This window comes from Roseovarius sp. ZX-A-9, assembly GCF_028369135.1.
Classification (GTDB): Bacteria; Pseudomonadota; Alphaproteobacteria; order Rhodobacterales; family Rhodobacteraceae; genus Roseovarius.
In genome coordinates, this window is sequence record NZ_JAPWHW010000020.1 from 72,154 (window position 1) to 83,504 (window position 11,351).

Annotated in this window: 11 protein-coding genes; 5 read left to right on the forward strand and 6 right to left on the reverse strand. The window is 63.6% G+C overall.

Going from position 1 to position 11,351, the window contains the following annotated elements; all coding sequences use genetic code 11:
• The first annotated feature begins 98 nt into the window (after positions 1–98).
• On the forward strand, positions 99–1,793 hold the full coding sequence (locus tag O3306_RS17965) for an acyl-CoA dehydrogenase family protein (protein WP_272009863.1): 1,695 nt from the start codon (positions 99–101) through the stop codon (positions 1,791–1,793).
• 78 nt (positions 1,794–1,871) lie between these two features.
• On the opposite strand, the gene O3306_RS17970 is transcribed toward O3306_RS17965, so the two are convergent.
• The 4 genes from O3306_RS17970 to O3306_RS17985 all read right to left on the reverse strand — a co-directional run bounded on the left by O3306_RS17970 (position 1,872) and on the right by O3306_RS17985 (position 5,692).
• Positions 1,872–3,194 (reverse strand): TRAP transporter large permease, encoded by a 1,323-nt coding sequence (locus O3306_RS17970; protein ID WP_272009865.1) that lies wholly within the window; start codon positions 3,192–3,194, stop codon positions 1,872–1,874.
• Positions 3,191–3,775, reverse strand: a complete 585-nt coding sequence (locus O3306_RS17975; RefSeq protein WP_272009868.1) for a TRAP transporter small permease — start codon at positions 3,773–3,775, stop codon at positions 3,191–3,193. The genes O3306_RS17970 and O3306_RS17975 overlap by 4 nt, the downstream gene beginning before the upstream one ends.
• A 52-nt stretch (positions 3,776–3,827) precedes the next feature.
• Entirely contained in the window at positions 3,828–4,862 is a 1,035-nt protein-coding gene (locus O3306_RS17980) for a TRAP transporter substrate-binding protein (protein ID WP_272009871.1), read from the reverse strand.
• Positions 4,863–4,996: 134 nt separating this feature from the next.
• The gene (locus O3306_RS17985; RefSeq protein WP_272009873.1) at positions 4,997–5,692 is read right to left on the reverse strand and encodes a fumarylacetoacetate hydrolase family protein; all 696 of its coding nucleotides are present in this window, start codon (positions 5,690–5,692) and stop codon (positions 4,997–4,999) included.
• A gap of 178 nt (positions 5,693–5,870) precedes the next feature.
• Here O3306_RS17985 and O3306_RS17990 point away from each other — a divergent pair, with 178 nt between their 5' ends.
• Positions 5,871–6,554 carry a DUF1045 domain-containing protein gene (locus tag O3306_RS17990; RefSeq protein ID WP_272009875.1) on the forward strand — a complete coding sequence of 228 codons (684 nt, stop codon included), beginning with the start codon at positions 5,871–5,873 and terminating at the stop codon, positions 6,552–6,554.
• A gap of 83 nt (positions 6,555–6,637) precedes the next feature.
• Here O3306_RS17990 and O3306_RS17995 read toward each other — a convergent pair whose 3' ends face one another.
• Positions 6,638–7,483: an EamA family transporter gene (locus O3306_RS17995; RefSeq protein WP_272009877.1), complete on the reverse strand. Its 846-nt coding sequence runs from the start codon at positions 7,481–7,483 to the stop codon at positions 6,638–6,640.
• A 392-nt stretch (positions 7,484–7,875) separates the two neighbouring features.
• Between O3306_RS17995 and O3306_RS18000 the strand changes: the two genes are divergently transcribed.
• Positions 7,876–8,439 (forward strand): TetR/AcrR family transcriptional regulator, encoded by a 564-nt coding sequence (locus O3306_RS18000; RefSeq protein WP_272009879.1) that lies wholly within the window; start codon positions 7,876–7,878, stop codon positions 8,437–8,439.
• The gene (locus O3306_RS18005) at positions 8,436–8,828 is read left to right on the forward strand and encodes an META domain-containing protein (RefSeq protein WP_272009881.1); all 393 of its coding nucleotides are present in this window, start codon (positions 8,436–8,438) and stop codon (positions 8,826–8,828) included. Before O3306_RS18000 ends, O3306_RS18005 begins: the two co-directional genes overlap by 4 nt.
• A gap of 3 nt (positions 8,829–8,831) precedes the next feature.
• Here O3306_RS18005 and recO read toward each other — a convergent pair whose 3' ends face one another.
• Positions 8,832–9,566, reverse strand: coding sequence for a DNA repair protein RecO (gene recO, locus O3306_RS18010; protein ID WP_272009883.1), 735 nt, complete (start codon positions 9,564–9,566; stop codon positions 8,832–8,834).
• Between the two features lie 161 nt (positions 9,567–9,727).
• Here recO and O3306_RS18015 point away from each other — a divergent pair.
• Positions 9,728–11,351, forward strand: a 1,624-nt coding sequence (locus tag O3306_RS18015) for a vWA domain-containing protein (RefSeq protein ID WP_272009885.1), incomplete at its 3' end; no start/stop codon positions are given.

Below are 11,351 nucleotides of genomic sequence, written 5' to 3' on the forward strand. Positions count from 1 at the left end.
CGCAACAAACAATCAAAACCCATACTACAGGGGTTAAATTGTTGCGCTGCACCTGCAAAGTGGCTAGGAGAGTGCGCGACAAACGAAGGAGCGAACCCATGGCCCATGACGGACAGGATCCAGCGATGACCAATGCCCCACTTCTGGATAATCTGACACAGCTCACCGCAGCGGCTTTGCCCGCGGTCGACGCGGTGCTGAATGCGGCCAAGGACGCGGTCGGCACGCTGCTCGTCAAGGACGGGCGCGTATCAGGTGCCGCGCTCGAGGCGCATCAGGGTGCCGCCCACGGCCTTGCATGGCTGGCCACCTATGCCGAAGCACTGCACCAGATGCAGAAATGGGCCGAGCGCCTGTCCGAGTCCGGCCAGTTCGGCGAGGTCGAGGCGCTGATTCACCAGATCGCGTTCGGCGAATACCTGCACCAGATCGCCGGCGGCATCCCGATGAACCAGGGCGAAGTGGTGCGTCTGGCCGATCTGGGCCTGGGCTGGGACGCGCTGTCGGGCTTCCAGTGCGACGAGGTGCAGACGCTCATGGCGCGCGGCAACAGCCAGAGCGCACGCGTCCGCCTTGTGGCCTTGATGCAGGAACGCAGCGCCGAGATCACCGTCGGGCGCACCGGTCTGGACGACGAGTTGGAAATGATTCGCGAACAGTTCCGCCGCTACGCGGTCGAGAAAGTCGAACCGCACGCCCATGACTGGCACCTCAAGGATGAGCTTATCCCGATGGAAATCATCGAGGAACTGGCCGAAATGGGCGTATTCGGCCTGACCATCCCCGAGGAATTCGGTGGTCTGGGCCTCAGCAAAGCGTCGATGGTCGTCGTCTCCGAAGAGCTCAGCCGTGGATATATCGGTGTGGGCAGCCTTGGCACCCGCTCTGAAATCGCGGCCGAACTGATCATGTGCGGCGGCACCGACGCGCAGAAATCCCATTGGCTGCCCAAACTGGCCAGCGCCGAAATCCTTCCCACGGCGGTCTTTACTGAACCCAATACCGGCTCGGATCTGGGCGCCCTGCGCACCCGTGCGGTCAAGGATGGCGACGATTACCGCGTCACCGGCAACAAGACATGGATCACCCATGCCGCGCGCACCCATGTGATGACGCTGCTCGCGCGCACCGATCCAGACACGACCGATCACCGGGGCCTGTCGATGTTCCTGGCTGAAAAGACGCCGGGCACCGACGCGGCCCCCTTCCCGACCGAAGGCATGTCAGGCAGCGAGATCGAGGTGCTGGGCTATCGCGGCATGAAGGAATACGAGCTGGCGTTCGACAACTTCCATGTGAAGGGCGAAAACCTGTTGGGCGGCGAAGAGGGCAAGGGTTTCAAACAGCTCATGGAGACCTTCGAAAGCGCGCGCATCCAGACCGCCGCCCGCGCCATCGGCGTGGCGCAATCGGCGCTCGATATCGGCATGCAATATGCACAAGACCGCAAGCAGTTCGGCAAATCGCTGATCAACTTCCCGCGCGTTTCCAGCAAGCTGGCGATGATGGCGGTCGAGATCATGATCGCGCGGCAACTGACCTATTTCAGCGCCTGGGAAAAGGATCAGGGCCGCCGCTGCGATCTTGAGGCCGGCATGGCCAAGCTTCTGGGCGCCCGCGTTGCCTGGGCGGCGGCGGACAACGCGCTGCAAATCCACGGCGGCAACGGCTTTGCGCTGGAATACAAGATCAGCCGCATCCTGTGCGACGCGCGCATCCTCAACATCTTTGAAGGCGCCGCAGAGATTCAGGCACAAGTCATCGCTCGGCGCCTGCTCGACCGGCGGAACTGATCGCGCTGCCGGGCAACAGCCCGGCACCGACGCAATACCGACGTTTCACCGACGCGCTACCGACGGGCCAATCCGCCATCAGGGAAACAGCCGCAGCAGACATAGCGTGATCCCCGGAAATGCCACGAGGATCACCACCCGGACCACGTCCGACGCAACAAATGGCAGCACCGCCCGGTAGGTCTCGACCATCCGGGTGCTGCGGTCCATCGCGTTGATGACAAACAGGTTCATCCCCACGGGCGGCGTGATCAGCCCGACCTCGACCACGATCAGTGCCAGAATGCCGAACCAGATCGCCAACTCCTCTTGGGTCAGGCCGAAATCAAGCTGGCTGATGATCGGAAAGAAGATCGGAATCGTCAGCAGGATCATCGACAGGCTATCCATCACGCAGCCGAAAATCAGATAGAGCACAAGGATGATCGATAGGATCATCCAGGGGCTGTAACCCGTTGCCAGCACGTATTCGGCCAGCGATTGCGGCGTCTGCGTCAGCGCCAGAAACCCGTTGTAGAAGGCCGCTCCGAAGATGATGAAAAAGATCATCCCGCTGTTGCGCGCGGTCTCCAGAAAGCTTTGTACCAGGCTGGTCCAGTTCAGTCCCCCGCCCAGCAGCGCGATGATGCCGGTGCCTGCCGCGCCCACTGCAGCACCTTCTGTGGGGGTGAACCAGCCGCGATAGATGCCGCCCACGACTAGGGCAAAGACCAGCAACACCGGCCAGACCGCAACCAGCGCACGCCAGCGTTCGGGATAGGGAATAGGGTCACGCAGCCCCGCCGCACCCGGGTTCACGCGGACATAGATGGCGATGGTGATCATGTACCCTATGGCTGCCAGAACGCCGGGAATGAACGCCGCCAGAAACAGCTTGGCGATGTTCTGCTCGGTCAGGATCGCGTAGATCACCAGGATCACCGATGGCGGAATGAGGATGCCGAGCGTGCCGCCCGCCGCCAGCGTGGCCGAGGCAAAGCCCCCCGAATAGCCGTAGCGCCGCAGCTCCGGCAAGGCGACCTGCCCCATCGTCGCTGCCGTGGCCAGCGAACTGCCACAGATCGCACCGAACCCCGCGCAAGCCCCCACCGATGCCATGGCAACGCCGCCCTTGCGGTGGCCCAGCCACGCCTCTGCCGCCTTGAAAAGGGATGTGGACATGCCACCCCGTGTGGCGAACTGGCCCATCAGCAGGAACATCGGCACGATGGTCAGTGAGTAGTTCGAGAAGGTCGAATAAGTCTCGGTCTTGAGCTTCGACAGGCCGACATTCATGCCCCCCGTCACCATGTAGAGCCCCCCCAACCCCACTAGGAACATTGCCAGCCCGATTGGTACTCGCAGAAAGATCAGCCCCAACAGGACAGGAAAGGACGTGATGCCGATCGCCAGATCGCTCATGCGTTCGGTCCGTCCTGCGCGGTCAGTATCCGGCGCCCGGTCAGCATCTCGACCAACCGGGCAAGCGCCACGTAGCCCGCGACGGCAGCCGCCAGCACAGCGGCGGAGAAGCTGGCCAGATAGGACCACCAAACCGGCATCTGCAGCATGAAAGTGGTCTCGTTATAGCGCATCTTGCCCAGCATCCCCTCGAACAGTCGCCACGCGATGAGCGCCAGCACAAGGGCAAAGACCACGTCGATCACGATCTGCAGGGCGCGGTTGAACCCGGCGGGAAGACGTGCGGTGAATATGTCCACGGTCGCGTGTCCGCCGCTGATCTGGCAGATCGGCAGAAAGGCAAAGATCGCAAAGGCAACGCCCGCCTCCACCATCTCGAACGCGCCCAGAACCGGGCCGATCCCGGCATCAAGAAGATGCTGCGCCATCGTGGCGAACAGCCCCGCATCGACCGCGCCGTGCAACAGGCCGTTGGCCAGCCGCCCGAGGATCGACAGGCAAGTAAGCGCGATGAGCAAGGTCAGGACTACGCCGCCGAGCACGGCCATCACGCTGGCGATCAAGGTGACAATCCGGTGCATCAACGAAGGTCCTTGATTGCGCGGGCCGGCATGGTACCGGCCCACCGCTCGATCACATGGAGTTCTTTGCGATCAACGCCTTGGCCTCATCGACCAATGCCTGCCCATCAAACCCCTTGGCGTCCATATCGGCGATCCAGCTGGCCTCGACCGGGCCAGCGGCCTCTTTCCACTCTGCCACCTGTTCGGGTGTGAGCTCGATGATGGTGTTGCCGCGATCCTCTGCCGCCTTGCGCGCGGGCCCGTCGGATTCGGCCATCAACTTGCCTGCGAGGGCCGAGAAATCGGCGCCGGACTGGCTGTCAATGGCGGCTTTCAGATCGTCGGGCAGGCTTTCATACTTGGCCTTGTTCATCGCAAAGATGAAGGCGGTGGTATAAAGCGCCTCATCGCCGAAAGTCGTGTGATTGGTGACCAGTTCGGGCACTTTCAGCGCGGCGGTCACTTCCCACGGGATCACGGTGGCATCGATCACACCCTTGGACAGGGCCTCGGGGACGGCGGGAACGGGCAGGCCGACGGGGGTCGCGCCCAACTCTGCCAGCATGCCGGTGATGATCCGTGTCGGGCCGCGCACAGTCATGCCGTTCAGGTCGGCGATGGAATTCACCGGGGTCTTGGAGTGGATCACGCCGGGGCCATGCACCCAGACGCCGAGTATCTTCATCTCGGCAAAATCGGTGTCCATCATGTGCGCTTCGGCAAATTGCCAGAAAGCGCGGCTGGTATCCTCGGCATTGGTCATGATGAACGGCAGTTCAAAGACCTCGGCCTGCGGGAAACGGCCCGGCGTATAGCCGGCCACCGTCCAGATGATGTCTGCCACCCCGTCGACCACCTGAGTGGCCAGCTCGGGCGGCTTGCCACCCAGCTGCATCGACGGGAAATGATCGATCTTGATGCGCCCGCCGGATGCCTCCATGACGCGCTCGGCCCAGGGCTCGAGGATCAGCTTGGGCACGTTGGCCTGCGGCGGCAGGAACTGGTGCATTTTCAGCGTGACGTCCTGTGCTGCGGCAAAGGTCGCCCAACAGGCGGCAATGGCGGTCAGTGCTCCGGCGCGCGCGGCGCGAGTAAAATGTTTCATTGCGGTGTTCTCCCTTTTTCTCCGAGGGCGCACGAGCGGCCCCGGACAGCGGGCTCTGGCCCGTCTTGGGAAGCACTACACATGCATGCGCGCGCGTTTGCAACCTTCAAGCGGCGGGGCAGCGGGCCTTACACTCAGCCAGCGATGCGCAGCGAGACGGGCGCCAACCCGTCGATATGCCCCTCCAGCGCCGCGCCGGGAGCCACCGGGCCAACCCCGGCAGGCGTGCCGGTATAGATCAGATCACCCGGCGCCAGATGATAGAAACGCGACAGATGCGCGATGATCTCGGGCGCGGACCAGATCATGTCGCGCAGCGTTGCGTCCTGCACGCGCGCGCCATCCATCTCCAGCATGATCGCCTGATCCGCAATGCTGCCGAACCGTGCTGCGGGCGTGATCGGGGCCATGATCGCGGCGTTCTCGAAATCCTTACCCAAATCCCACGGGCGGCGTTTTTCCTTGGCGGCCGCCTGCAGATCGCGGCGGGTCAGGTCGATCCCGCAGGCATAGCCGTAAACCGCTGCCATGGCGTCTTTGACTGACACTTGATGCGCCGGGGCGCCGATGGCCATCACGAATTCCATCTCGTAATGGCAGTCCGACGTGCCGGGGGGATAGGCGATCTCGGTCCCTGACAGGGCCAGCGCATGCGCCGATTTGGCAAAATAGAACGGCGCCTCGCGGTCGACCTCATTGCCCATCTCGGCGGCGTGCGCGGCATAGTTGCGCCCGACGCAAAATATGCGGCGCACCGGGAATAGTGCGTCCGAACCGCTGATCGGAACTGTGGGTGTCGGGGCCGGGTCAAAGAGCATCTTGGCAGACATTTGCGCACCTGTGTTGCGGGCATTTCCCCGTCTTTATGCGGGGCACGGCAGAGCCTGTCAAAGCGACAAAGGGGGCGGGCACGCCTGACACCGCTACGCCGGGCCCGGCGGCATTGGCGCGCGCCCTGTCCTGTGGCAGAACGGCGCGACCCCGGTGGTGCATCGCGAAAGGATTCTCATGTATCAACGCTATGCCATCTACTACACGCCACCCGAAGGCGCGCTGGCGCGGTTCGGCGCGGCATGGCTGGGCTGGGACATGGCGCGGGGTGTCGCCGTCCCGCATCCATCACTGGCGGGGCTGCCCGCTCCGGTGGCGCAGATCACCGAACGCCCGCGCCGATACGGGTTGCACGCCACGCTCAAGCCGCCCTTCAAGCTGGCACCCGGCGCGGATGCGCAACACCTGCACGCTGCCCTCAACGTATTCTGCGCCGCGCACGCGCCTGTCAGCCTGCCGGGTCTGATACTGGCCCCGCTTGGCCGGTTCCTGGCATTGATCCCAACGTCTCCTTGCCCGCCGCTGACCGATCTGGCCGCAAGCGTCGTGCGCGACCTCGACGATTTTCGCGCGCCGCCGGACCAAGCAACGCTCGACCGCTACCGCACCGGCGCTCTGAGCCCTGCTCAAGAGCGGAACTTGCTGGATTGGGGCTATCCGCATGTGATGGATGCCTTTCGGTTTCACATCACGCTCAGCGGCAAGCTTCCCAAGCGACAGACTGCAGCCCTCGGCGCCGTGCTCGCCCCGGTGCTGGAGTCGCTCCTGCCCGCACCCTTCATCATCGACGCGCTCAGCCTTGTGGGCGAGGACGAGGACGGCATGTTCCACCTCCTTCAGCGGGTTCCATTGACGGGATAGCGTTGGGTCGGAGCCGTCGTTTGATCAGGATGTCCCAAAGCGTTTCGCCTTTGACCAATGGTTCTGCTCAAAGACGAAACGCTTCAGCCCTTGGACAATCGCAGCAACGCGACCCCGATCAACGTGAGGAAGGTCGACAGGACCTTGGCCAGATCAAGCCGCTCCTTCAGCTTGAACACACCGATCATCAGCGCAAAGATAATGCTGGTCTCGCGCAGCGCCGTCACCAGCGCGATGGGCGCTTCGGTAAAGGCGTAGATGACCAGAGCGTAGGCCGCAAAGGACGCGCCACCGCCAACCACGATCAACATGCCCGACCGGGGCAGCGCGCTGAGCGCCGCGCGTTCCCAGATCGGCACCAACGCAGCAAAGGCCACAGCGTTGAGTAGCGCAATCCAGCCGTAGAATCCCATCGGGCTGCCTGCCAGCCGCGCGCCCAGCCCGTCATTGAGCGAGTAAGCGGCGATGAAACAGCCCGTCACCAACGCAAGCAGCGTTCCGGCCCCGCCGCGCGATCCACCTCTGCGGCGCACAAGGCCGAGACTGATGATACCGCAGACGATCAGCCCCACGGCCAGCAATTGCGGCATGTCGAAGCTGATGCCCAGAACCGTGACAGAGATGCCCGTGACCAGCACCGGCGCGATGCCGCGTGCAATGGGATAGACTTGGGTCAGGTCGCCGACCTTGTAAGCCGCGATCAAAAACAGCTGATACCCCAGATGCAAGGCGACGCCGATCAGCAGATAAGGCCAGCTGACAGCCGCGGGGGCGGGGACGAAGAACAGGATCAGACCGCCAAAAGCGCCCTGCCCGATCACCACCGCTGCCATGCTGCGGGTCTTGTCCAGCCCGCTTTTGACCAGCGCATTCCAGCCTGCATGCAACAAGGCGGCCAACAGGACGATCCCGAAAACACCGATGCTCATCGCAGACCACTTGGGTTCAGGGTAGGAAGGACGGCTCGGGCCTCGCTCTGGCAGACACCAGAGGCTGTTTTCGATAAGCCTGTCGGAAAGCGCCCTATGGTGGGTCGGCTTATCCACGCCTCTTGTGACATTGCTAACCCACCAGATAACTTGCCAGAGTTTCTAGCGCGGTGCCCGATCACGCGCAAGCCGGTGCAATGACAGGCCGGTTTGATCCCTTCCCGCCCAACATCACAGGCCCACCCGAATGCGACCCCGAAGCTGGCCGAAATGCTGCAATGCAACACTACAGGCCATCGTATCGCATGGGCCGCATGTATTGCCTGCGACCTTTCCGCCAATTGTCACTCCTGACCTTGAAGCATCCTGCATGCAGCTCTAGGTACTCGGTCATGAACAGGCAGCGATCACATCGACTTACCCGCGCGGACTGGTTGCAAACCGGTCTCGAAGCGCTGGCATCGGACGGGCCGGCGGCGCTCGCGGCCGAACCTCTGGCGCGGCGCCTGGGCACGACAAAGGGTTCTTTTTACTGGCATTTTTCCGATCTTCCCACCTTTCAGGCCGCACTGGTCGCGCAGTGGGAGGTCGATGCGATCCGGCAGGCCGACGAAACGCTGACCAACGCGCCGAATGATGTGAGCCGTTTGCGCCTGCTTGCCCAGATCATCACCAGCAAACCGGACGGCGATGCAACGTATTCTGCCCCCACCGAGCCCGCCATGCGCGCTTGGGCGCTGTCGGATGCCGCTGTCGCCGCAGCCATCGAACGGGTGGACGAAACGCGAATCGGACACCTCCGCCAACTGCTGCAAAGCGTCGGTGTCAGCAATCCTGAAATGCCCCGTATCATCTATGGGGCCAGCCTGGGGATGGAAGCGATTGCGCCAAGCGAACCGGCACAGAACACCGACGCGGTGGGCACTCTGGTCGATCTGGTGCTGGCGCTGCGGTGAAGGGTCTGGCCGGGGCCATCGCCGCGCTTCTGTGGCTGCATGCCTGCCAACCCGACGAGACCGTGACCGGCTATGGCGGTGCCGGTGACTGGCATCTGGACAGGATCGGTGACACGCCTGTATCGGCGGAGTTCGTGCTGCATCTCGACACGGGTGGTGGCGTCCGGGTGGATGGCCCCTGCACACGGTTCGACGCGCGCCAGACGGCCCCTTATCCGTGGTTCCGGCTGGACGACCCGGTGCAGACGCCCCGCGGCTGTTCCCCCGATGCGACCGAAGCACGGGCACTGGCGATCCTGAGCACCGCGACGCTGGTGGAGGTCGCCGGGGATGCCCTGATCCTGTCGGGTGAGTCCGAGCCTGAAATCGGCTTTGTACGCCGCGACTGAGGATCAGCCCGCAACACGCGCGACAAAGCGATCCACGAACCGCTGGCGCGCCTCGGGCAAGGGCCTGTTGCCCAGTTGCGGGGCGAGGTGATTGCGCAGGAAATGGCCGGTGGTCCTGAAGCCCTCTGCAATCTCCGAGTCGGGGGCGTCGCCGTGCCCCAGCAGGCAGGGTGGCAGCGGCAGCAGCCGGTCGGCCCATTCGCCCGCACCCACCCGCGAGACGGCGCGCCCGCTGCGCGGCGAGACATAGCTAAGGTCGTTGGCCTGCGCCCCCATCACCGCACAGCCACTGAAATCGAGACCAAACCCCAGTTCCTCGAGCAGCGCCAGTTCCCATTGCAGGTAGGCCAAGGGCCAGATCTCGCTCTGCCCCAGCAGATCGAGCAGCGCCTCTGTCCGCCGGTAAAGATTGGGGTGGGCTTCGCGTTCTGGCAATGAAAACAACAACAAGGACGTTACCGCGTTGAGACCGGCCAGCGCCATCCGGTCCCCCAGAGAGGCCGCCGCGCGCGAGCGCACCGGCTCGACCACGAACGCACCGATATGATCCTCCAGCCGCGCCCGCCAGACCAAGTCAAGCTGCGCGCCGGGTTGCAGAACCGGCGCCAGCCGCCGCGACGCCCCGCCGCGCACGACACCCGCATGGCGGCCATGAGAAGGCGTGAATGTCTCGATGATCGCGGCGCTCTCGCCGTGGCTGCGGGCCGATAGCAAGATGCCCTCTTCGCGCCATTGCATGCCGGTTTTCCCCTGTCGGTATCTCGTCGGTATTGCGTCGGTATCCAGCCAGTATCGCACCGCTGCGCAGCCGATGCCATCCACGCACCACTCGGAGTGCTAGATAAACGTCGTGAAATATGGTTCACTTTGCCAAATTGATTTACGACGTGAGGATTTCCATGAGTAGATTTGCCGCCGTACTGGCCACCGCCCTGACCCTTGCCGCCCCTGCCGCGTTCGCGGACGAGGATGTGATGGTCGTTTTTGACGGCTCCAATTCGATGTGGGGCCAGATCGACGGCGTCGCCAAGATCGAGATCGCGCGCGACGTGATGGAGAACCTTCTGGGCGAATGGACCACGACGCGACGTGTCGGCTTGATGGCCTACGGCCACCGGCGGCGCGGCGACTGCACCGATATCGAGACGTTGATCGCGCCGGCAACCGGCACGGCGGCTGACATCCTGGCCCAGATCAACCGTATCACCCCTACCGGCAAGACCCCGCTGACCGATGCGGTCGAGATGGCGGCAAAGCAACTTTCGTATACCGACCGGCCCGCGACCGTGGTGCTGATCTCGGACGGGCTGGAAAGCTGCGAACGCGACCCCTGCGCGCTGGCGCGCGCACTGAAACAGGGCGGCGTCGGGTTTACCGCGCATGTGGTGGGCTTTGGCCTTGGCAATGCCGAAGACACCGCGTCGCTGGCCTGCATCGCAGAGGAAACCGGCGGCACCTATATTCAGGCCAACAACGCCAGCGAACTTGGCGCGGCGCTGAGCACGCTGGGCGAAACGGTGGCCGAAGCGCCGGAGCCCGTGGCTGAACCCGAGCCGGAACCGGAACCGCAGGCACCGCAGATCACGCTCACGGCCCCCGCCACGGCATTGGCCGGGTCGGACTTTGACGTTGCATGGGACCGCACCACCGATCCGCAGGATTACGTCACCATCGTTCCTGCCGGGGCCGAGGAAGGCACATACACCAATTACGTGCGCGTGAAGGACGATTCCAAGGCCGCGCTTCGGGCATTGGGCGATGCCGGCCTCTACGAGGTGCGGTACGTGCAACAGGCCACCCGCCTGACGCTGGGCAGCGTCGCCATCGAGCTGTTGGAGCCGGAAGTGACCGTAAGCGGCCCGCAAACCGCGCTGACAGGCAGCAAGGTCAAGATCGCATGGACCGGTGCAGTCAATGATCGCGACTTTGTCACCATCGTGCCAATGGGCGCGGATGACGGCAGTTATGGGGCCTATATCCGGGTCGATGACAAATCTGGCGGCGAATTGCAGATGCCGGCAGACCCCGGCATGTACGAGTTGCGCTATCTGCTGGAAGAAGGCCGGCGGACCCTAGCGTCCCAGCCAATCGAGATCACCGAACCCGAAGTAACGGTGAGCGGCCCCGAAACCGCACTGGCAGGCAGCAAGGTCAAGATCGCGTGGACCGGTGCGGTCAGCGATCGCGACTTTGTCACCATCGTGCCGATGGGCGCGGATGATGGCACTTATGGCACCTATATCCGGGTGAATGACAAATCTGACGGCGTGTTGCAGATGCCCGCAGACCCCGGAATGTACGAGCTTCGCTATTTGCTGGACGAAGGTCGGCGGACGATGGCGACCCAGCCGATCGAGGTCACGGAGCCGGAAGTGACCGTAAGCGGCCCCGAATCCGCGCTGGCGGGCAGCAAGGTCAAGATCGCGTGGACCGGTGCGGTCAGCGGTCGCGACTTTGTCACCATCGTGCCGATGGGGTCGGACGATGGCACTTATGGCACCTATATCCGGGTGGATGACAAAT

Coding starts and splice junctions, on each gene's coding strand:
- recO (WP_272009883.1), bottom strand. CDS start 9,566: ATGCAATGGCGCGAAGAGGGCATCTTGCTATCGGCCCGCAGCCACGGC.
- O3306_RS17975 (WP_272009868.1), bottom strand. CDS start 3,775: ATGCACCGGATTGTCACCTTGATCGCCAGCGTGATGGCCGTGCTCGGC.
- O3306_RS18000 (WP_272009879.1), top strand. CDS start 7,876: ATGAACAGGCAGCGATCACATCGACTTACCCGCGCGGACTGGTTGCAA.
- O3306_RS17980 (WP_272009871.1), bottom strand. CDS start 4,862: ATGAAACATTTTACTCGCGCCGCGCGCGCCGGAGCACTGACCGCCATT.
- O3306_RS17995 (WP_272009877.1), bottom strand. CDS start 7,483: ATGAGCATCGGTGTTTTCGGGATCGTCCTGTTGGCCGCCTTGTTGCAT.
- O3306_RS17990 (WP_272009875.1), top strand. CDS start 5,871: ATGTATCAACGCTATGCCATCTACTACACGCCACCCGAAGGCGCGCTG.
- O3306_RS17965 (WP_272009863.1), top strand. CDS start 99: ATGGCCCATGACGGACAGGATCCAGCGATGACCAATGCCCCACTTCTG.
- O3306_RS17985 (WP_272009873.1), bottom strand. CDS start 5,692: ATGTCTGCCAAGATGCTCTTTGACCCGGCCCCGACACCCACAGTTCCG.
- O3306_RS17970 (WP_272009865.1), bottom strand. CDS start 3,194: ATGAGCGATCTGGCGATCGGCATCACGTCCTTTCCTGTCCTGTTGGGG.